This window comes from Legionella sp. km535 (assembly GCF_003990085.1).
GTDB classification, from domain to species: Bacteria; Pseudomonadota; Gammaproteobacteria; order Legionellales; family Legionellaceae; genus Legionella; species Legionella moravica.
Map to the genome: position 1 here is coordinate 24285 of NZ_RZGU01000007.1, position 21157 is coordinate 45441.

Genomic DNA, 21157 nt, shown 5'->3' on the forward strand with positions numbered 1-21157 from the left:
TCCTTTTTTATTATTCTATAAGACACTATGAATTTTTTAGGCCAGTATCTCTTTTCTCCTCAGGGCCCTCTGCATTTCTTGTAGTTCTGGCCTCTCTCAGGAACACACTGAGTCCGTCTTTAAGTGATTTTGCAGCATTAGTAGCCTGTGAGTCGACTTTTGGACGCTCTTTCTCACTGCTCTTTTTATCCGCGCTCATTTGTTTAACTGCGTCTACAGTCTGTTCAACTGAATCCTTGACTAGCGAATTTTTAAAAAGTTGATATAAGGAATTGCTGTGAAAACCCGTGCTAATACCCAGAAAAGAACCTTTTTCCTGAGCAGGATCAAACTGGTTTTCACCGAAACGATCCAGCTTGATTGCGTCAGCAGTAATCTTCATGTGAGGATTTTTTTCGCCCAGAATAATCAGAGCAGTCCATAAATAACGCATTTGCTCTTCATTATCACCATACAATCTTAATGGTTTTTCTTTAGTGGGAGGCGAATCCAGATTGGCAATAGCGTCAGCAGCAAGAGCCAGGGAGAATTCCATTTTAGCTTGGATCAGCCGAAAATCTTCATCTGAACCTTTGGCAGGAACAGGCAAGGTTTGCCTTGGAAATTCCTGTATCTCAAACTTGCCGCCAGAGGCCCTGGTTACTTTATCCCCTTTTAGTGTCATGCTACCAGGTGGAGATAAATCTACGGTATACCGGCCAACGACTTCATAATTTTTATTTACATTATCTTGTTTATATGCAGTTTTAACATAGTCAACAACAGCAATTTTTCCTTCAGGGATAGACTGTCCTAACTCGAGTTTTCGTCCACCAGCAGTATCACTCGGTGTTTCAATCCCATTTTTATGTTTTTGTGACGAATAAGTTAAACCCTCAATGTGATCACGAGACTCTATCCTGCGAGTGATATAGTCCGCATGGAACATATAGCTTTTTTTATGATCAGCGGCTTCATCAAGTACTTGCAGAATCCCAGCATCACAGGATAATTTTTGCTGAATTGTTTCATAAAATTGTAAATTCGATTTAATGGTGTCCAGTTCTTCTCTGAGTTGTTGAAACACTATTAATATACGCTTATCCAGCTCCTCCGACACCATATTTCCAGGATTCTCATTCTGGCTTAAAATCGCTTCAATTGTTTTTTGATCTCGTCTTAATTGCTCCACAATAAGATCACAATCATTTGATAGCTGCTGATATTGGCCTTTCATTTGTTTAGCACTTAATTGTGCTTCACCTCTGAACGATGGATTGTATAAATGATGTGGTTTTATTCCTTCAATAAATTTAAAATGTTCCCTGGATTTGTTTAATGCATCCAGATGCTGGTTTATTGATGTTGCAATCTTTTTCAAATCGGTTACCGCATCGATGACAACTAACGGATTGGCATCAATCAGCTTATTTCTTAGTGCAGCATTTTTTAATTCATAAAAAATACTACTGGATAATTGAGTGTATAACTGGGTTTTCAGATCTGAATTTCCTTGGGGTATAACACGTTCAATAAATTCATTATACGTCCGGGATCTATTAAATTGTTTGACAATATCTACTGGGGCAATCGGTGCATTTTTATTCAGCGTTAAAAAAATGCCAAGCAACTGTTTTTCCAGTGATTTATTACTTTTATCCTCAGGAGAAATTAAAGCATATGCTCTGAGCAATTCTTGATTGTGCTTGTTTTGAGCTTTAATTTGATCTCTTACTTCAGAGGGTTCTTTGAAAGCCAAGCCGTCGTTACTCAAGCCAAAATCCTGATAAAAACGTCCTTCATTAACGTCAGCTCCACAGTGTACTTTAATGTTATCAATTATGCCCTTGTATAGAGCCGGATTATTAAAATCTTGCCCATTATTTCTAGCCGTTGCCGCATCCAAATCCCTATTTAAGGCATCAACTTGCACAGCGCTTAACTTAATGGCAGGTTGAAAAGCAGACAAAATGCGTGCTACAGCTGCATTATGAATGAGCTGAAAAACCGCTAGAGTTTTATTTTCTTCAGCAAGTTCGGCAAGACCTGCAACATCCGCTCCCAAATGAACAGCCAATTGCTCTACATCATTTGCTTTTAGCACCTGATAGAGCGGAGGAGTTTTTTTAAGCAATGCTTGTTGTTTCGCTACAGGCAAATCGCTAAATACCTTAAGTAATTGAGGATGTGGGGCTATTCCCAATTGCGGCACTTTTTTTATTTCATCCTCAAATAACACAGATCGAGCCGATTGTTTTATATCTTTTAAATATGTGTCTATAATCCAGTCGACAGGAGTTACCCCTGCATCAAGGAATACCTTCTGACATTGTTTCAAATCGACAGCTTCATTCAGAGCCTTTAATTTTTGAAGATCCAGCCTGGGAATAAATTTCTTCAACATGGCATTCTTGATAACACCGAGATTATCTTCAACTGCCAAATCAATATAATCATGTTGGCCAAATGTCTCTTTTAATTTTGCCTTGAACTCTTCCTCAGAATTTGTTTTAAGAAGCGGCAATAAATCAATTTCTAACTGGTCTACAGCGACCTTAAGATAGCTTACTCCGAGAACGCTTTTAGCCCAATCCATATCTTCTGCAGTTAATTTATTCTTAATTGGTTGAGGTATGCTTTCTAAAAAATCATCATTGTTTTTTTCCAAATTTTCAACTTGCCTCAAAGTCTCATCCGATGAGAGATCCGCCACATATTGTTGAAATTCAGTCTTTCCAGCTGCCTGATTCAGCACCTGCAAACGATTTTGAAGAGCATTTTGAATTGGCTCGCTCAAAGGATATGATAAAGTAGCATTGGCAGATTGAGGGTAATTCAAGTTTTTTGCAGCATTATCAACAGAACCTTTATCCCGTGCAGTGAGTAACTGTTCTATGTGATTGCGATCTTTGGATTGCGCAATCAAGCGTAATAATAAAAGATCGCGCGCGTGATGGCGTATCTCACGAATGGCATCTGCGGTTAAAATATTATCGGATTTATTTCGTGCTGGTGGAACCGGGGCAGGAGGTTGTGCAGCGACAGCAGGTTCATTTTTTTTCCAGCCATGAACTTGATTTTCGACTCCGAATTTTCCCAAAACGGGTTTTGATGCCAGATATGCCCTGCATTCCTCTTCATTATGGGTGAGAATACCAATCAAAACATCATCATCAACATCCTTTAAGCCTAATGTAACACGTTGCTGGGCGGCCATTTGGCGAATTACCTCTACGCCCGGAGGTCCCACAAGGGTTAATAAATTGTCATTATCCTCGTAAAATTTATGACCATCAGCTTCTTTTAAACCCGGAAAATGCTCCCAAAATCCTTTGTTAATGATAATTGCGAGCCTTAATGACTTCAGATCCGCAGGATCAGCTTTTAAAAGATCATCTAATGCTCTGTTGCGAACAGCAGAATCTATCCCGGCCAGTGCCGCGTTATTGGTAATTGCATTGCTGATCGCACCATTCTTCGCCATAAACTTACTCCGTAGACTGATATGTCTTTATTTTAAGCTTATTTTATTAATTTAACCTTAAATTTATTGTCATTTTGCTCAACGTGCTTGAATAGATCCAAACTTAAGCTAATTTTATAAATAGAAGTATAGCAAGTTTAAGGGCAAATAAATGAGAATAAAAATAATACTGGCTGGAATGATTCTGGTTCATGTTGCTCATGCTCAAGGATGCATTCAAGGTGGGCAGCCCTCTCAACCACGCTATGTTTGTTTTGATGGCAGAACTCTGGAGCCCACGGAAAGCGGGCTTGTCTGGAACGCAAAACGAGGTTGTTTTATCAGTTCAGTGCCCTGTTGCGCGTATAATGCAACTCATTATGCCTTTTATCCGAATCCGGCGAAGATTGGAGCGGCTTACGCCCGATGCCGTCATGATTACCCCTTCCATCTTGGTGAGATGCAGACGCATTAGACCAATAAAAAGCGAAAGTTCTTCTGGATTTCATTTAAATCAAATTGATTTAAATAAAGCGAAAAGCTCATCCAGGCGCTTAACGCGGCTAAATCCTGAAAAGGTGGCGGCAAATAAACAGGAGCCGTTAAAATTCCACGTTCTTTTAACTCACCCAATAAAGGCAAATCATCGAGAATCAATTTACCAGTAAACAACAAGGGAATGGAGTCCACTCTCTTTTGACTGATTGCAAAGCGAATGTAGTTATAAATCAAGACAAAACCCTTGGCATAGGATAAATCTTTAGTAAAGGGACCACCGGTTGGTGTACTGCCTCTAAAAATCCGTACAGTTTGGTTATAACTGTCTTCATCTGTCAATCCACACTCTATAAAGTAACGGTAGATATCCAGAAAATCAGCGCCTTTGGTTACCTTATCTAACGCAATCACCCTGTTGGTAATTTTCAACATACGTCCAGGATAAGAGGAAAAAGTAACAACTTCAGTGATTACGGCCAAGCCTTCCTGAATCACAGAGCTTGAAGGAGAACCTTTGGAAAGGAAAAAGCAATTAGGCTGCATTGCACCATTCAATGTGGTGCCCACATGAACCCAACCTTCATGCACTTCCAAATAACGCAAATCACGATCACTAAACATTGCCTGCTGACTTAGCTTAATGCTATCAGCACCAGCTGAGGCATCAGCAACCATATCATCGCTTACCATGACCGTTACTTTCCCCGGGTGTTTGGAAAAGAAATGTCCTAGTCGTGCCTGCAGCATTTCCTGGGCCTGTTGCGGTGTATGACGTTTTACATCCGCTTCAGATTGCAGTTGAACATCAAGATTGGTTAACACATCAAACAGCAATGTACCCATTTGGGACATGCGGGGACCGCCTGCATAAAAAACGTCATCAGGACTGCCATACAATTCCATGGCCAATTCACTAAACGATGGAGTTCCCCGGGCTGCCAACATTTGTGTGGCTCGGCTGTATTCTTCACACTGGCGCCTGATTAACCGGGTCAAGGTCGAGTACTGACCCAACTGATTCTGAGCATCACGCAGAATCAGTCGAAACTCTTCCTGTTTTTCTCGCACATCAAAAGGCAAGGGTTTATTATCATAATAGGCTTTATCAACACTCGGTAATTTATTTCCCTTGGCTTTAAAAAATTCCTTTTTTACCGAGTCATCCCATTTAATACTATCAAGAATCCTGATTTTGCGTTGCGCTTCCACAATGCGCTTGGATAACTCCTGTACAATATGCAACTCCCCTGATTCTGATGGTGTCATAGTCAACCCTTATGAATTAATAATATCTTCCCCTGGCGGCGCAATACTGACTTGCGCGTCCTGATTTTGAGAGGGTAAATCATAAAAATTACTGATGTTCGCATTGGTCAATGGAGGTGGGACTACTATTTTCGTTCCATTATGACTGTGTAAATAAACATTCTCTCCATTACTGGAATAACGAGAATTACAGGCTGACAGCGCCAATATAGCAAGAACAATAAAACTCAATTTTTTCACAACTATCCCCAATTAAATCAACTCCAGATTTTTTAGTACTTTTTCCAATGCCTGGTGGTGCGTTTCTGATAATTCAGTAAGAGGCAGTCTGATCTCCCCGCCAATTAAGCCCATTTTATTCAACGCCCATTTCACAGGAATTGGATTCGCTTCCACAAACATCAACTCATGCAAAGGCATTAATTGCTCCTGTAGACGAAGACAAGCCGCATGATCACCATCCAGTGCCAAATCACACAGTTTAGCCATCAATTTAGCCGCAGCATTGGCAGTAACCGATATCACTCCTTTTGCTCCAGCCAGCATCCATTGTGCCGCGGTTAAATCATCACCGCTGTAGACATCGATTCGACCTTCAGAAAGACGAAGAATTTGTTGTAACCGGGTCATCTGGCCTGTTGCTTCTTTAATTCCGACGATATTGGATATTTTCGCCAGTCGTGCAACAGTTTCAGGTAATAAATCACAAGCGGTTCGACCAGGAACATTATACAGAATGATAGGCATTGCTACCGCCTCAGCGATGTGTTGGTAATGTAGATACAACCCTTCCTGAGTAGGTTTAATATAGGCTGGAGTCATAATTAACGCTGCGTGAGCACCATACTCCATAGCCTGCTGGGTCAACTCAATGCACTCTTTGGTAGCGTTCATTGCTGTTCCAGCGATTACAGGCACCCTCTCCTTAGCCTGGTCTATAACTGTTTTAATGACCAATAATTTTTCTTCATGCGATAAAGTACCAGCCTCACCAGTAGTACCTGCAGCTACAAGTCCATGAGTTCCCATTTCTATGTGAAATTCAACCAGCTCTCGCAGATGATGCACATCCACTTCATCATTCTGCATGGGTGTAACCAAGGCTACTATACTTCCTCTAAACATGGTGCCCTCTATTTTTATTATGAGTTACCCTTTATATTACTGGAAAACCGGGGTCAGAGTAAATTTATATATAAGCTCCGGGAAAAAACCCAATTACCAGCCCTCCAAATTTCCTTAACTCTGCATCAAAAACACGTCCCTATGAACAGCAAGACCACAAGGAGCAGAAACATCCTGCTCATCTGCTCCCCCCTTATTATTTGAATAATATTTCTACATATTTTATCATTTATGTACTATTATTTTCTATGAAGGACAATTATAAGAGGAAGTCAACTATGAAAAAGATAATTGCAACGTCAATTCTATTAGGCGCATCAAGTTTAATGCTGATCAGTTGCACCAATGAACAAGTTGGTACAGCAGGTGGGGCAGCTTTGGGTGCCGGATTAGGATATGCAGTATCTGGTGGTTCAGGCTTGGGAACGGCTATTGGTGCAGGAGCTGGCGCTCTGGTAGGTAATGCTGTCGGAAGAGAACAGGATAGACGTGAATATTATTATTACGGTCGTCCTTATTATTACTAATTCCGATGCAACACGTTATCATTCCTGTTTCAGATTCAATTGTGCCTGATTACCCTGATTCTTGGTTGATCTAGAGAATCAGGGTAAGGTGTTTTATTAAAATTTCTTGTCAAATCATACGGCATTATAAAATTTCATTGCTATACTTTTGAATAAAATAATAAATTACAAGGATCGTTACCATGAGACTTAAAAATAAGGTCGCCGTAATTACCGGGGCTGCCAGTGGTATAGGCAAAGAAATTGCCTTGGTTTATGCCCAGGAAGGCGCAAAAATAGCGATTGCCGATCTTAATCCAGAGCAGGCAAAGAGCACTGCAGAAGAGATCAAATCGCTTGGCGGTCAAGCCATGGCAGTGGCCATGAACGTTACTGATGAGAATCAAGTTAATCAGGGAATGGATGCTGTTGCCGAGCAATTTGGCGGCATTGATGTTTTAGTCAGTAATGCGGGTATTCAAATCATTGAATCAGTGGATAAATTAGCTTTTGCTGATTGGAAAAAATTACTTGCCATTCATCTTGATGGCGCATTTTTAACAACCCGTGCAGCATTAAAGCATATGTATGCGTCCAAAAAAGGCGGAAGCATCATCTATATGGGTTCAGTTCATTCCAAGGAAGCCTCGTTGCTAAAAGCCCCCTATGTTACTGCTAAACACGGTTTGCTGGGTTTATGCAAAGTGGTTGCCAAAGAAGGAGCGGCCCATAATGTAAGAGCGAATGTCATATGTCCAGGTTTCGTGCGTACCCCCTTAGTGGAAAAACAAATTCCTGAACAAGCGAAAGAGCTAGGCATCAGTGAAGAAGAAGTGATCAAAAAAGTAATGCTGAAAGAAACCGTTGATGGTGAATTCACTACTACAGATGATGTCGCTCAAACAGCATTATTTTTCGCTTCTTTTGAATCGAATGCACTTACAGGTCAATCGCTTGTTGTCAGTCATGGATGGTTTATGGAGTAAACCATGGTTCAAACCAAAGGCAACAAATTCAAGGCACTCTTCAAAAGCATAGCCTGTACTTTTCAGGGAGGCGGCGCTTTAGGTGCGTATCAGGCAGGCGTTCTTCGCGCTTTAGATGAAGAAGGATATTTCCCTGACTGGTATATAGGTACCTCAATAGGAGCAATTAATGCCGCGATAGCAGCAGGCAATCCCGAAAACATACGTATTGAAAAGTTGTATCAATTCTGGGAGTCCATCGCCACGCCCACCAATATAAACGACACTTTATTACCCAATGATCCGGACAGTCGGAAAATCCATCATTTATTAGCCGCTCATTCAGCCTTTCTTTTGGGACAACCTGGTTTTTTTACACCTCGATTTCCGCCACCAAATTGGGGATGGCATAAAAACCCGGATAAAATCAGTTACTACGATACTTCGCCTCTGCGCAGTACCCTTGAACGATATATTGATTTCGATCGAATTAACAATAAAAAAGTCACTCGATTGTGTGTTGGGGCAGTAGAAATCAGTTCGGGTACAATGATCTATTTTGACTCGCTCAATCAAAAAATTGGTCCCGAGCATATTATGGCCAGTGGCGCCCTACCCCCTGGATTCCCTGCTGTTGAAATCGAAGGAAAATTTTATTGGGATGGAGGTATCTCCAATAACACGCCTATAAGTTATTTTTTATCCAGTGAACAGCGTAAAAATGTATTGTGCTTTATGGTGCATTTATTCGATTCCTTTGGGTTAAATCCTACGACGCTTGATGAGGTGTTAAAACGCAAAAAGGATATTGAATATTCCAGTCGGTTTACTAAAACCGTTCAACTTTATAAACAAATTCACACCCTGAAAAACACCATCCATATGTTGTCCCATTTCGTGCCCAAAGAGAAAAAATCAGATCCTAAAATCAAACTCTGTGTTTCCAGAGGACATCAGTCCACAATATCTTTGGTTCGCTTCTTATACAGACATGACGAAACCGAATTGTCTACAAAAGATACTGAATTTTCATATAAATCAGTCCATGAGCGTTTGGCTAATGGATACCATGATGGAACAAAAGCAATACAAAAATCGCCCTGGCTCAAGCCAGTTCCTGCGACTGAAGGAATTGCATTATACGATATGTCGGATTTAAGAACCTTAGAGGAGAAGCATGATGAATGAAGCTGAAGTGGTAAAAAAAGCGTTTGCAATGCCCTTTACCTGTCCATCTTATCCACGAGGTCCTTATCGTTTTATCAACAGAGAATACTTCATTATCACTTATGAAACAGATATGGATTTGCTGCGTGAAATCGTTCCAGCTCCTTTGGAAGTAACCGAACCATTAGTCAAATTCGAGTTCATCAGAATGCCTGACTCTACAGGCTTTGGTAATTACACCGAATCAGGCCAGGTCATTCCGGTAAGGTATCAAGGTAAAACAGGCGCTTACACCCATGCTATGTATCTTGACGATCAACCTCCAATAGCCGGTGGTCGTGAAATTTGGGGGTTCCCTAAAAAACTGGCTCAACCCAAACTGCAAGTTGTCAACGAAACATTGCTGGGGACTTTAGAATATGGACCTTGTCGGATTGCAACGGCAACCATGGGTTATAAATACGAATCCCTTGATGTAAAAAAAGTTGAGGAATCAATGGCGTCTTCAAATTATTTACTAAAAATCATTCCTCATGTAGACGGCACCACCAGAATTTGCGAATTGGTTGAATACCATCTGATTGATATTACTGTTAAGGGCGCCTGGCAAGGACCAGCACAAATTGAACTAGCGCATCATGCTCTGGCCCCGGTAGCCAGCCTTCCAGTGCGTAAAATAATAAACGCCGTTCATATACTATCGGATTTGACGTTACCCTATGGAACAGTTGTTCATGATTATTTAACCAGATAATCCTTTACTAGTCAGGCCAATCGTAGCGAAAAACTTTAAAATAAGTGCTCTGATGGCTTGGAGTAGATTGAACGGCTTATATCAGGATACTATATAACGAAACGTTTCAGGATGATAAAAGATGCTAATAATTTTGGGATATATTGTCATATTGCTTTGTGTGTTTGGTGGATTCGCTCTTGCAGGAGGCCATTTAGCTGCAGTATTTCAACCGCTGGAACTGCTTATCATTGGAGGAGCAGCAGTCGGTGCATTTATAGTTGGCAATAATAGTTCAGTAATTAAAGCCGTTCTTAAATCACTGCCAGGTATTTTTCGGGGCCAGAAAACATCAAAAGCGGTTTTTATCGATTTACTGGCACTCCTGTACAATCTATTAAACAAAGCACGACAACAAGGCTTGATGTCTCTTGAAAACGATATTGATGAGCCAGAAAACAGTCCCATTTTCAGTGGTTACCCCTTATTAATGGCAAATCATCATATTATCGAATTTATTTGCGATTATTTACGATTAATCATCACGTCTAATATGCAACCCTTTCAACTGGAAGCTCTAATGGATATGGAAATTGAATCGCATCATGAAGAAGAAATGATTCCAGCTAACTCCATTACCAAGCTTGCAGATGCTATGCCTGCTTTTGGTATTGTAGCGGCGGTACTGGGTGTAGTTCACACTATGGAATCGATCAGTTTACCGCCTTCAGAACTTGGAGTTTTAATTGCTCATGCCCTGGTCGGTACCTTTTTAGGTATTTTATTAGGTTATGGCTTCATAGGCCCTATTGCCACAGCAATGGAACAACGTGCAAACCAAACTCAACTCATGCTCCAATGCATTAAAGTAACCATTTTAGCAAGTTTACACAATAATCCGCCAATTATTGCGGTGGAATTTGGCCGAAAAGTACTGTTCTCATCACAACGACCTTCCTTTAATCAATTAAACGAAGAAATCAAAAATGGAAAGTCGTCTGCGGCTGCCGCCACTTCTACTGAAACTACTGAACCAACTCCAAGCTAGAGCCTGACTATGACTGACATAAATGATATTAGTGATCCAACCAATGACGATCTTGGCGATAAAAAGGAGAAAAAGGAAAAAAAAGAGAAACATTCTACTCAGCCGATCATCCGAAAAATAAGCAAACACAAACACCAACATCATGGGGGATCCTGGAAAATCGCTTATGCTGACTTTGTTACCGCAATGATGGCGTTTTTCTTGTTAATGTGGTTAGTTTCTTCTTTAAATAAAGCGCAAAAAGCCGGAATTTCAGAATATTTCAAGCAGCCAATGAAAGTCGCCTTATTTGGTGGAGAAAGTTTAGGCAACCGTCAAATTAACGTTAAAGGAGGCGGTCCCAACATCGAACAAAGTGATGGGCAGGTTTCTGCCAATAATAAACCACTTAATAATCAAAAAACGAGTCAAAATAAAGATGTTATTGACTTGAATAAAGCGGAATTGAAAAAACTTGAAGAACTCAAATCAGAAATTAATCTGAGTATTGAACATGATCCTGCTCTTGCTGGATTAAAAAAACAATTGTTAATGGATGTCGTTTCAGATGGCTTGAGGATCCAGCTTATTGATAATCAAAAAAGACCCATGTTTGATGTGGGATCTGATAAAATTAATCCTGAAATTGAACCTATTCTTGCCAACATAGTGAAATTAATCAATTCAGTCCCTAATAAAATAACCATTCAAGGGCATACCGATGCAAGCCCGTACCATAATCCTGATGAGCTGGAATACACCAACTGGGAATTATCCGCTCAAAGAGCAAATGCAGCACGACGAGCACTGATTAAAGCAGGGATGAACGAAGATAAAGTAATGACCGTTTCCGGATTCTCCTCTACGGTTCTTTTAGATAAAACCAATCCATTAAATCCTGAAAATCGACGAATCAGTATTATCGTAATGAAAAAAGGGGCTGAAGATAAAATTAAGACCAATAAATAAAGGCATCATTACGAATGCAATGAGGGATCTCCTGAAACCAGCACTGGGCGAATTTTGAGGATGGATCCCATTTTTTGCAAGGATGTCTTATAAAAATAATCATCGTTCAGAAAAGCAAACATTAACAAACCATCAAAACGCTAAAGCACTCCCAATTCACTATGCGACAAAGCGATGGATGCCAGACTCATCTCTTTTTTATCGAGACTTAATATCTTCAACTGACCAGAAACATTGACCCAGGAAAATATATCATAAGGTGCATCTGCGGCTGCTCGATAAGAAGACATCCCCCCCCTCTCTAACACGCTATTGAGTTCATCTAATAAATAAGAAGCAAAAGAATGATTATTGTATCGCGTGTTAACGTCCATAAAGAAATGGGACAAATTAAGAAGTATTAAATCAATAGAGTCTAAGATCTTTATTTGCCTGCTGAGCTCTTTTGCCTTTTTCAATCCATCACCCCCATGTCGCCAAACAGTCAACCACCCGGATTGATGACGCGGATGTTCACCAGATCTGGTGTGCGACGCATAACGTTTTTTGGCAAGAACCACCGCTTTTTTAATGTGATCAATAACACTCAGATTGGAATCTGAAATACTTTCCTCACTCATATTTTCCTGATGTTCCATAAAAAATTGACGATTAAAACGACTAGGACGTCTATGGTGAAGAATCGGTCTTGATTGAGTGGGATGGGTTAGGCGCGTTGCTGTTTGAATGGTTGTATGTTCCGTTTGATGGGTCATATCCGTTTCTTTTTGTTCTGCGGCTACTAAAGCTGAAATTTTTGCCAACAATAATTCATCTCGTTTCTTGGCAACTAATCCTTTTGGAATATTAAAATTGTTATCAACACAATCAGATGCTGTATTTTTTCCCTCGTGGCCCATAGTAACTCCTTGTCCCTAAGTAACTGACTCACTCATTTAAATTGATATGACTTAACTACGAAATAATCATATAGCCTCTATTTTCACTATGCAACCTCACGGCTCCATCTTGATTGGGTTAATTTTATTTCACTGGAAATTTTATCCAGGCGATTAAAACAGGTGATGATGGAACCTAAAGCAATCACATACAAACCGCAATAAATGATGGGAAAGTGACCATTTATCAAATAAACAACGTATTGCACTACAGCACATAAAGAACACACAAACATCCGATGCTGTTTGGCCATAGGGCCGCTAAAATAAGTTTTGGTTCCGAGAGAACGCCCTAACACTCGTATATAAGCAGTCATCATTGAAAACACCACGCAAAGCCAACCAAGCTGAACAGCAAATGGCATATTTTGAACCGAATAACTAAAACCAAGAAGGATAAATAAATCCGCAAATCGATCCGGCAGATCATTGAATATATCCCCTAACCTGGATTTCTTTTTATATTCTACCGCTACCATTCCATCAAAAAGATTACACAGTAATCTCATTTGAATAAAAAAAACGGCAACCAACAATAAAATGGGATAATTAAATGAATAATAAAAAGCAATGAATGCCAATAAAGACATAACAATACTAAGGATTGAAATTTGGTTCGGTGTTATTTGAGTTTTTGCCAATACGTTTGCAATTGCTTGAGCCCAGGAGGTATTGCGCGAGTTAATTTCTCTTCGTTCATTCATTGTCTTGATATCCCTATGTAGTCTGCTAAAAAACTATTCCCATTCACGTTCCGGAATTTCCAATTTTAATGCATCAAATGAATTTCGTACGGTATCAACCATATGGGAAAATTCGACACGGCTTCCCAAAAAAGGTTCACCAACGATGACATCAATTACAAATGGAACCAGCAATCGCTCGTCTTTGGGTAAGGATTTACCCAGGCCATAAATATAAATAGGGTATACTGGAATATCAGGATTTGCGCTAAGCAAATGAGCGATCCCTTTTTTTATCTCACTCATTTTTTCAGGTTCCCCTCGTGAACCTTCAGGATAAAAAATAATAATCTTTTGTTCATTAATTGCTTCCTGAACTTTAAGAAACGGATCAATTTTATTTTTACCACTGTTGCGGGGTATGGGAATAATGCCAATAATTTTTTGTGAAAACCACGAAAGAATTGGCTTTTTTAAAAAGTAGTCTGCAGCAGCAACAGGTTGCATTATGTTCTGTAATTTCCAGCGGAACAAACTCATTAAAACCATAGTGTCGAGATGAGAATTATGATTCGCAACGATAATAGCAGGTCCCTGAAGCGGCAAGCGCTCCCTGTGTGCGACATTCAATCCAAGAATCACATAGATAAAAGGGCGAATAAACAATTGGTAAAAGATAAATCTCAGTACCGTATTCATCAGTAGTAAAAATACCTCATAAAATGAAAAAATAATGGCGCTGTATAGATTACACTGTCCATACGATCCAGAATTCCTCCGTGTCCGGGAAGTAACTGACCAGTATCCTTGATCCCCAGATCGCGCTTTACAGCAGACATTGTCAAATCACCAATAAAACCCGAAATCGAGATAATTAACCCGGCAATCAAAGCCATATACCAATTAAATGGAGTTAAATATGGTGCCAGTGCCATCGCAAGAATAGTAGTGGTAAAAACACCGCCTAAAAAACCTGCCACTGTTTTATTCGGACTGATTTCCGGAATAATTTTACGCTTCCCCAGAGACTTTCCCCAAACGTATTGACTGATGTCATTTAACTGGGTCAATACGATAAGATATACAATCAGGCTAATACCCTTGTTTTGCCAATCTTCATCATCAGGAAGTACCCCTAGATAGGCGATATGAGACAAACAAAATACGGTCATCATGACGCCCCACTGCATCGTTCCAGATGCTTTTAAAAAACCCTTGGTCTGCTTTAAAGTAACCATGCGCATCGGCATCAGCAAAAACATAAAAATGGGAATAAAAATTATAAACATGCCATACCAGTGAATCGCAATCCAGTAATATTGCAAGGGAATAGAAATATAAGCGATAAATATAATGCGCCGATCAACCTTACGCGTTGGAATAATAGTCATGTATTCTTTTAGCGCGAGATAACTGACAAAACCAAAAAAACACAACATCAAAGAGGTATTAATTGCCAAAGCCATAATGAGCAAAATGATCATTATCCACCAGGACTGCATGCGCTTATCCAGCTCAATCCAACTGGAAGTTGCCAAACGGGGCTTAAGAAGAAAAAGAATCAGAGTGCTTAACGACAACAAAACAAGCAAAGAAACAAACGAATAAATGTTGACACTACTTAAATGCATATTCGATCCATCAAATCCTTATGGTGAGATGTGTCTGCCGACATTGTCGTCTTGTACATCATTCCATTATCACTCATCCATATTAGGGGGAACAAAGTAAATGTCAACAGTTCAAACCAAACTAACCCTGTACAGGACAAAAAAATCTGTATTGCCCCCACAGACGGTCAACCATTCATCAAAATAAACCGATGCCAAAAAGCCTGTCGGGATTATTTTTCTTCAGGTTAAAACTCTATTTCAACTCACTGAAACACTCCATATCACCTCCTTTGTACATGACAAACAAACTGTCTTGCCCACGCAGGCGGGCAACCATTCAGCAAAATAAATCGATGCTATAAAGCCAGCGGGGATTATTTTTCGCCAGGTTTAAACTCTCTGTCAACTCGCGGATAGACTTTATATCACCTTCTTTTGGCGTTTGGGATAATCTGATTTTTAGTGTATGCCAACGCGTTATTTCAGCGTACTCCAGTGCCAAATGATAAATGGTTGCCCGCCTGCGCGGGCAAGACAGTTTTTTTTTCTGTTTGGAACGCAAAGGATCAGAAATCCTAAAGTCATCTAATGTAACCAAAGCAGAATGAAGCGGCTCAATTACCACATTATGGTTCAATCCTTGATTTTTAATTTAATACTCTTCATAGTGCGAAGGGCTAAGGTATAGCCATTATGGCTGAAGACATCCTGAGGCAGTTGACCATTCCGAGTTCGACGTTCCGTGACGTTAAGAATTAATTGATAAGTGGTTAACACACTCTGGCATGGATAATCAAAGTAACACTACATCATTAGATCAAGGAGTACTCTATATGGGCAATACAATCCGTTTAGCCTTTGCACTACTGTTTAGCACCCCGTCTGTTTTATTTGCAGCCAACTCACTTATTTTTGCCATCGATATTATTCGTCATGGTGATAGAACACCGATTACTCTTTTGCCGACTGTTCCGCATCAATGGCAAGAAGGGCCAGGTCAATTAACCGCCAAAGGCATGCAACAAGAATACAACCTGGGTGTAGCGTTCAGAAAAAAATACATCGAACAAACTCATCTGTTGCCTGAACACTATGAATTTGGAACTCTTTACGTTCACTCTACTGATTATGAGCGCACTCTGATGAGCGCCCAATCCTTACTATTAGGTCTCTACCCACAGGGAACCGGGCCAAAGACCACAGAATCGTCATCACCCGCATTGCCTAATGGCTTTCAACCCATTCCTATTTTTAGTGCCCCATCGAAATACGATGAGATCATTTTGCAGCGTTTAAGCCGTGAAGAACACGAAAAACTCATGCAACAATATGTCTATTCCAACAAAAATTGGCAACAAAAAAATGAAGCACTCAAAAATAAATACCCACTCTGGAGCCAATTAACCGGATACGCGATCAAATCATTAAACGATCTACAACCACTTGGAGATACACTGTATATTCACCAGATTCATAATGCACCGATGCCTGCCGGATTAAGTGCTGAGGATCTTGAAACCATAATTAGTGCCAGTAATTGGGCATTTATGGCTCAGGAGCGGCCCAAAGAAGTAGCCAAGGCCTACAGCACCAAAATAATGACCAACATAGCAAAGTTTCTAGAGACAGGCAGTAGGCAGAGCTCAAAACTCAAATACGTCTTACTATCTGCCCATGATACGACTGTTGCAGGAGCATTGAGCTTTTTAGGTGCGCCATTGGACTATCCACCACCCTATGCCTCAAACCTCAATTTTTCGCTCTATGAAAGCGGTAGCAATTATTATACAGTTCAGGTTACCTACAACAATGAGCCCGTTACTATACCAGCGTGTGGCGGTACAGTATGTGAATTACAACAGTTCATCCAGTTAATTAATAACTCAAAAGATGAATAAAAAAAGAGAAGCAAACATTACTGTTTGCTTCTTTGAGAACTTCTGCCCCATCAGGTTATTTAGAATCCTTGACCTACACAACTGGCACAGTAACTGTCAATAAACAAAGCAACCTGATCCAGATGTTTCATGGGTATTACATTATTTTCACCAGGTAAAATCTGAGCAATATAAGTCATAGTCCGCGTTTTAGGGTTATATGAAGGCTCAGACAACTGAACAATGATATTCACTTGATTGCTCTTTAGTAAATGCACATTCAGGGCACTCAAGGCTGCATTAGGCGCTACTTTATTAAAGCCATTAGGATTATTATTACTAATCCACTGATTGACGAATTGTGCTGTAGGGTATACTCCTGTAACTCGATTTGGTCTATCAGAAAAATAGTGAACGTATTCACCTGTATTCTTAAGTTTCAATTGATAAAAACCAGCTTTTCCAGTGATAGGTATTAATGATCCGGATTGGCCTGTTTGCACAAACATGTAGTTCAATGGAGCGTTTTTAGACTGTGTTGTGGGTGATTTGGCCTGAGCAAAGGGTGATACAAGTACGGTGGCCAGCGCAAACAACCCGATTAATAATCTGTTCATCTTGTTCTCCTGTTAATTAATTTTTAATTCTTAGATCTGATTCAACAACGTCTGAGTTCGTCGGATCTTCAGATTTCGTTGCTGGTGGCACTGCCCTTAAAATGGGGCTGGTTCGTCCAATCAAGCGAGCATAACTTATCGCTTCCCCGCTATTCCTGGCTTCTTGCACTGGTTCTGATGGGGTATCAGAATCAGATTGTTCCTCTTCGCTGAGTTCAGACGAAACATCATCTGATGAATATTCATCAGATTCAGAAGATGCATCATCAGCTGAAGAAGTTAAATCACTTGAACTATTCAAATCAAACCCGAGACTGTATGAAGAAGATTGAGAGTCTGAGCTACTGTAATCATGTTCATATGCACCTGTACCATAATTTATAGAGTGTTCTGAATATAACGCAAGTTCTTGGTTCTCATTCTGTTCAGGTTCTGTTAAAACGGGTTCAAGATACTGATTAAAAACGTTCTCAAATTTATTGATTAAAGAGGGACTTACCACCCAAAGATACTGAAACAGGTTAATCATAGTGACCAGTACTGGAATCATTGCAGTCCATAAAAGAGTTTGTTCCTCTACTACGTCTCCATAAGTTTTTTCAGCATCTGGAGATAAATAAAAGGTCCCAGCAAAAGCCAAGCATAAAGTAAAAAGTTGGGCTACTGTTAAAGTACGATTTAAAATAATGGCGTCATAGCGTTCTTCAGGATTAGGTCTGCCCAGTACATATCCACCAATCGCCCCGGCTGCCAAGGTAATGCCCCAGCGCAGGTAATATTCCAAATCTGCCTGAGTATCCACTTGAGCCAAATCCATAAACGCTACAGTGACTCCGTGGATGCTGGCTGCAGTTTTCATTATTGCCGAAGCAGTAAGCATGAATGGATGAGTCACTATTTCATTGATTGTCGATTGTTCACTATCAGGATCAGCTGCATTCGTTTTCAGACAATCCGATTGCATTGACTGGATCACTCCCAGCATGCCACAAAAGGTAATAATTATGACAGCGGACCAATTGGGAATGAATACATCTGAATTTCGAGGTTGTCCCTCTATTAATTGAATAAATCGGGTCAATATCTCCATGGTCATTGGGAGACTGAACGTCGTAGCGCCTAAACCCTCCATAATAGACAAAGCAACACGATTTGTTTCTTTAACTTCACTGACTCCTACCGCATCAAGAGCACCCAGAGTAGCATAAGTAGCCGCTACAGCAGGTATTTGATACTCTGCCAGTATCTTTTTCATTTGAGGAACCAGATTGGGATATCCTTGCAATACAGTGACAAATAACTCAAACATGGCATTGGCAGAAAGAAACCCTGCCCCTACAGGCATAACAAACCGTCGAGTGCCCTCAACCCCAAGCTGCCGGATTCCAGACAACACAGAGCTTTGTTCTGACTCTGGCTGATATTCCGCCAACTCAATATCTTGCGAAAAATCGATTGACGAATAAGAACTGCTGCTAGTGATGCTGTTGTTGTCTGGCATGATGGTATTCCTCTTGCTGCATTGACAACTCATCATATAATTGAATGGATTAACTGATCATTAATTGCGCATTTAAAATATTAATACCTGTTATCAGGATTTTATATAATGCGTATTTCCTGGTTTGAATATAAGATTAGGAACAGTTGATTTTTTAATACACTATGAATGGTGTATCCGTCAGATAACTGGTTCAAGTTATTCTCAGCCGAATACGTCCGCTGTTCAATTCCTGGCTTGGGCATTAATTTCCTCATGCTCATCCGGTGCGGGGTTAACCAGTTCACCGACTATATTCTGCAAGGCTTTTAAATGAATCGGTTTTTTCAAAATTTTATTCATTCCATACTCTAAATACACTTTTTCCTCTGCATTCGATTCATTGGGCATCAAGCCAACAATAGGCACAGGCTTTTTATGCATTGTATTTTCCCACTCACGAATCATCTGAGTAATGTTTTTGCCAGAGAAACCCGATATTCCCAAATCAGTTAAAATTAAATCAAAATCATTCGTTTCAATTAACTCCAGTGCATGTTCACCGTCAACTGCTGAATAAAAATGGTATCCAGCTTGCTCCACAACTGTTTCAAGGAGACGCAGAGAGAGAATATTGTCTTCTACGAGAAGAATAAGCGGAGAATCAGGTAATGCAGGTACATTGGAAGCGTGATTAAGCCATTGTTGTTCGCTGCTGTCGACTTTCATGGTTAGAGTAAAGTAAAAATTGGAACCTTTTCCAGGTTCACTTTCCAGTTTAATTTCTCCACCTAACATGCCAATATATTTCTGTGCAATATGCAGCCCGACGCCAAAACCGCCTTGTCTGCCTTTATGAGAAGGAACAGCTCGGAAAAATCGGTCAAAAATTCGGAGTTGCAGCTCAGGAGGAATACCTATTCCAGTATCAATTACATTAAATCGAAGCTGAACATAATCATTTTCGTTTGCCAAAGTCGTTACTCGAATAGTAACCACACCATGCTCGGTAAATTTAACTGCATTTCCCAATAAATTTAAGAGTACCTTATGTAATTTTGATCCATCCGTAAGCACCCGGCGAGGCACCTGTTTGTCCATCTCAATTCGCAATTGAATTTGCTTCATTTGGACGGTGGGTTTAAGCAGATAAGCGATGTCCTGAATGTTTTTGTACAGATCAAACAACTCCACCTGGACATCATTTCCCGTGACATTATCTGCAGCGACAATATCCAATACACTCTGAAGCAATCCCAATAATTGTTCACCGCTTTCATTAATCCAGCGCGCATACTGTCTTTGCTCGGGTACTTTTGCCTGCTCTTCCAATAACTTGGACATACCGACAATACCACTTAACGGGGTATGAATGTCGTGACTCATGTTGGTAATAAATTCAGTCTTAGCCTGATTTGCTACTTCAGCGGACTCTTTTGCGCGTCGAAGAGCAACCTCCATTTTTTTTCGATCCGTAATATCCAGGGAAATACCCAGCACGCCAATAATTTCATTGTTTTTATTGCGTAAGGGAACTTTCTGAGAAATGTATATAGCCATACCCTGAGCCATAATGGCATATTCCTCAGCTGTATGAGGTATTCCTGTTTCCATGACCAAATTGTTAATTCTGTTGAGCTCTTCTGCCTGATCTTTCCAGGGCATATCAAAATTTGTTTTTCCAACAATGTCTTTTCTTGAGTTCAAACAGGCATTTTTAGCCTGTAAATCATTACACCCCAAAAAGACATTATTTCTATCCAGCCAGTACACATGTCCAGGCATAAAAGCGAGAATACTCTCATAATAGTCCTGAACCGCCTGTAATTCATTCTTAAAATTTAAACGTTCTTCTTCCAGGCATTGAGTAAGCCGTTGTATCTCTTCATCTTTTTTTTTGATTATACTGTGCATGTCGTTCATTGTATTAAAACCAGTTCCTGCCTGTATTAACATTATAGCTTAGAGAGCACACCCTTGTCGTATATTCTCAATAACAACAATGGATGTACCCTGCAAATCTCATAAAGTAGATAAATACTCCTGGCAATTAATTTTTTAAAAGCAAAATCAGTATATTAATGGAACAGTCCATTAGAAAACTGTATTTTATCAGATTAATTAGTTCGATTTAAAATAAAATGATTATTTTTTCTTCAAAATGCTTTATACTATGCAATATGTTCAGTACACAACTACACGTTATTCTTTACCCAGTACGCGCACCCAGTTCAAATAAGACTCCAATTGT

Annotated in this window: 19 protein-coding genes; 8 read left to right on the forward strand and 11 right to left on the reverse strand. The window is 40.0% G+C overall.

Annotation, left to right across the window (positions count from 1 at the left end):
* Positions 1-25: 25 nt before the first annotated feature.
* Positions 26-3463 (reverse strand): hypothetical protein, encoded by a 3438-nt coding sequence (locus tag ELY21_RS05665; protein ID WP_127107673.1) that lies wholly within the window; start codon positions 3461-3463, stop codon positions 26-28.
* A 151-nt stretch (positions 3464-3614) separates the two neighbouring features.
* On the opposite strand from ELY21_RS05665, the gene ELY21_RS05670 reads away from it, so the two are divergent.
* Complete coding sequence (locus ELY21_RS05670; RefSeq protein WP_127107675.1) at positions 3615-3917, forward strand: hypothetical protein; 303 nt, start codon at positions 3615-3617, stop codon at positions 3915-3917.
* Here ELY21_RS05670 and ELY21_RS05675 read toward each other — a convergent pair.
* Genes ELY21_RS05675 through dapA form a run of 3 tightly spaced genes read right to left on the reverse strand, consistent with a single transcriptional unit; the run spans position 3914 to position 6331 of the window.
* A complete protein-coding gene (locus ELY21_RS05675) occupies positions 3914-5206 on the reverse strand; it encodes a flavohemoglobin expression-modulating QEGLA motif protein (RefSeq protein ID WP_127107677.1) in 1293 nt (430 codons plus the stop codon). The genes ELY21_RS05670 and ELY21_RS05675 overlap by 4 nt on opposite strands.
* 9 nt (positions 5207-5215) lie before the next feature.
* Positions 5216-5446, reverse strand: coding sequence for a hypothetical protein (locus tag ELY21_RS05680; RefSeq protein ID WP_127107679.1), 231 nt, complete (start codon positions 5444-5446; stop codon positions 5216-5218).
* 12 nt (positions 5447-5458) lie between these two features.
* Positions 5459-6331 carry a 4-hydroxy-tetrahydrodipicolinate synthase gene (dapA, locus tag ELY21_RS05685; RefSeq protein WP_127107681.1) on the reverse strand — a complete coding sequence of 291 codons (873 nt, stop codon included), beginning with the start codon at positions 6329-6331 and terminating at the stop codon, positions 5459-5461.
* A gap of 278 nt (positions 6332-6609) precedes the next feature.
* Here dapA and ELY21_RS05690 point away from each other — a divergent pair, with 278 nt between their 5' ends.
* The 6 genes from ELY21_RS05690 (at position 6610) to motB (ending at position 11698) form a co-directional block, all read left to right on the forward strand.
* The gene (locus ELY21_RS05690) at positions 6610-6858 is read left to right on the forward strand and encodes a glycine zipper domain-containing protein (RefSeq protein ID WP_028384839.1); all 249 of its coding nucleotides are present in this window, start codon (positions 6610-6612) and stop codon (positions 6856-6858) included.
* A 182-nt stretch (positions 6859-7040) separates the two neighbouring features.
* A complete protein-coding gene (locus ELY21_RS05695; protein WP_127107683.1) occupies positions 7041-7823 on the forward strand; it encodes a 3-hydroxybutyrate dehydrogenase in 783 nt (260 codons plus the stop codon).
* Between the two features lie 3 nt (positions 7824-7826).
* A complete protein-coding gene (locus ELY21_RS05700) occupies positions 7827-8990 on the forward strand; it encodes a patatin-like phospholipase family protein (protein ID WP_127107685.1) in 1164 nt (387 codons plus the stop codon).
* On the forward strand, positions 8983-9723 hold the full coding sequence (locus ELY21_RS05705) for an acetoacetate decarboxylase (RefSeq protein ID WP_127107858.1): 741 nt from the start codon (positions 8983-8985) through the stop codon (positions 9721-9723). The genes ELY21_RS05700 and ELY21_RS05705 overlap by 8 nt, the downstream gene beginning before the upstream one ends.
* A 121-nt stretch (positions 9724-9844) precedes the next feature.
* Positions 9845-10750: a flagellar motor stator protein MotA gene (motA, locus tag ELY21_RS05710; protein ID WP_127107687.1), complete on the forward strand. Its 906-nt coding sequence runs from the start codon at positions 9845-9847 to the stop codon at positions 10748-10750.
* Between the two features lie 9 nt (positions 10751-10759).
* Entirely contained in the window at positions 10760-11698 is a 939-nt protein-coding gene (motB, locus tag ELY21_RS05715) for a flagellar motor protein MotB (RefSeq protein WP_127107689.1), read from the forward strand.
* Between the two features lie 140 nt (positions 11699-11838).
* Here motB and ELY21_RS05720 read toward each other — a convergent pair whose 3' ends face one another.
* From ELY21_RS05720 to ELY21_RS05735, 4 genes are all read right to left on the reverse strand, one after another.
* Entirely contained in the window at positions 11839-12597 is a 759-nt protein-coding gene (locus tag ELY21_RS05720; RefSeq protein ID WP_127107691.1) for a hypothetical protein, read from the reverse strand.
* Positions 12598-12683: 86 nt separating this feature from the next.
* Positions 12684-13340, reverse strand: coding sequence for a CDP-alcohol phosphatidyltransferase family protein (locus ELY21_RS05725; protein ID WP_127107693.1), 657 nt, complete (start codon positions 13338-13340; stop codon positions 12684-12686).
* A gap of 33 nt (positions 13341-13373) precedes the next feature.
* Positions 13374-14018: a lysophospholipid acyltransferase family protein gene (locus tag ELY21_RS05730; RefSeq protein WP_127107695.1), complete on the reverse strand. Its 645-nt coding sequence runs from the start codon at positions 14016-14018 to the stop codon at positions 13374-13376.
* Entirely contained in the window at positions 14018-14950 is a 933-nt protein-coding gene (locus ELY21_RS05735) for a phosphatidate cytidylyltransferase (RefSeq protein WP_127107697.1), read from the reverse strand. The genes ELY21_RS05730 and ELY21_RS05735 overlap by 1 nt, the downstream gene beginning before the upstream one ends.
* 815 nt (positions 14951-15765) lie before the next feature.
* Here ELY21_RS05735 and ELY21_RS05740 point away from each other — a divergent pair.
* Positions 15766-16830, forward strand: coding sequence for a histidine phosphatase family protein (locus ELY21_RS05740; protein ID WP_127107699.1), 1065 nt, complete (start codon positions 15766-15768; stop codon positions 16828-16830).
* 59 nt (positions 16831-16889) lie between these two features.
* On the opposite strand, the gene ELY21_RS05745 is transcribed toward ELY21_RS05740, so the two are convergent.
* The 3 genes from ELY21_RS05745 to ELY21_RS05755 form a co-directional block, all read right to left on the reverse strand.
* Positions 16890-17426: a hypothetical protein gene (locus ELY21_RS05745; RefSeq protein ID WP_127107701.1), complete on the reverse strand. Its 537-nt coding sequence runs from the start codon at positions 17424-17426 to the stop codon at positions 16890-16892.
* 16 nt (positions 17427-17442) lie between these two features.
* On the reverse strand, positions 17443-18927 hold the full coding sequence (locus ELY21_RS05750; protein WP_127107703.1) for a hypothetical protein: 1485 nt from the start codon (positions 18925-18927) through the stop codon (positions 17443-17445).
* A gap of 225 nt (positions 18928-19152) precedes the next feature.
* The gene (locus ELY21_RS05755) at positions 19153-20820 is read right to left on the reverse strand and encodes an ATP-binding protein (protein ID WP_233588671.1); all 1668 of its coding nucleotides are present in this window, start codon (positions 20818-20820) and stop codon (positions 19153-19155) included.
* Positions 20821-21157 lie beyond the last annotated feature (337 nt).

What these genes read in the sequence shown, in the direction of transcription:
- ELY21_RS05670 (WP_127107675.1), top strand. Translation starts at nt 3,615, where the DNA reads ATGAGAATAAAAATAATACTGGCTGGAATGATTCTGGTTCATGTTGCT.
- motB (WP_127107689.1), top strand. Translation starts at nt 10,760, where the DNA reads ATGACTGACATAAATGATATTAGTGATCCAACCAATGACGATCTTGGC.
- ELY21_RS05690 (WP_028384839.1), top strand. Translation starts at nt 6,610, where the DNA reads ATGAAAAAGATAATTGCAACGTCAATTCTATTAGGCGCATCAAGTTTA.
- ELY21_RS05730 (WP_127107695.1), bottom strand. Translation starts at nt 14,018, where the DNA reads ATGAATACGGTACTGAGATTTATCTTTTACCAATTGTTTATTCGCCCT.
- ELY21_RS05695 (WP_127107683.1), top strand. Translation starts at nt 7,041, where the DNA reads ATGAGACTTAAAAATAAGGTCGCCGTAATTACCGGGGCTGCCAGTGGT.
- ELY21_RS05700 (WP_127107685.1), top strand. Translation starts at nt 7,827, where the DNA reads ATGGTTCAAACCAAAGGCAACAAATTCAAGGCACTCTTCAAAAGCATA.
- ELY21_RS05745 (WP_127107701.1), bottom strand. Translation starts at nt 17,426, where the DNA reads ATGAACAGATTATTAATCGGGTTGTTTGCGCTGGCCACCGTACTTGTA.
- ELY21_RS05750 (WP_127107703.1), bottom strand. Translation starts at nt 18,927, where the DNA reads ATGCCAGACAACAACAGCATCACTAGCAGCAGTTCTTATTCGTCAATC.
- ELY21_RS05735 (WP_127107697.1), bottom strand. Translation starts at nt 14,950, where the DNA reads ATGCATTTAAGTAGTGTCAACATTTATTCGTTTGTTTCTTTGCTTGTT.
- ELY21_RS05755 (WP_233588671.1), bottom strand. Translation starts at nt 20,820, where the DNA reads ATGCACAGTATAATCAAAAAAAAAGATGAAGAGATACAACGGCTTACT.
- ELY21_RS05725 (WP_127107693.1), bottom strand. Translation starts at nt 13,340, where the DNA reads ATGAATGAACGAAGAGAAATTAACTCGCGCAATACCTCCTGGGCTCAA.
- motA (WP_127107687.1), top strand. Translation starts at nt 9,845, where the DNA reads ATGCTAATAATTTTGGGATATATTGTCATATTGCTTTGTGTGTTTGGT.
- ELY21_RS05740 (WP_127107699.1), top strand. Translation starts at nt 15,766, where the DNA reads ATGGGCAATACAATCCGTTTAGCCTTTGCACTACTGTTTAGCACCCCG.
- ELY21_RS05720 (WP_127107691.1), bottom strand. Translation starts at nt 12,597, where the DNA reads ATGGGCCACGAGGGAAAAAATACAGCATCTGATTGTGTTGATAACAAT.
- dapA (WP_127107681.1), bottom strand. Translation starts at nt 6,331, where the DNA reads ATGTTTAGAGGAAGTATAGTAGCCTTGGTTACACCCATGCAGAATGAT.
- ELY21_RS05705 (WP_127107858.1), top strand. Translation starts at nt 8,983, where the DNA reads ATGAATGAAGCTGAAGTGGTAAAAAAAGCGTTTGCAATGCCCTTTACC.
- ELY21_RS05665 (WP_127107673.1), bottom strand. Translation starts at nt 3,463, where the DNA reads ATGGCGAAGAATGGTGCGATCAGCAATGCAATTACCAATAACGCGGCA.
- ELY21_RS05675 (WP_127107677.1), bottom strand. Translation starts at nt 5,206, where the DNA reads ATGACACCATCAGAATCAGGGGAGTTGCATATTGTACAGGAGTTATCC.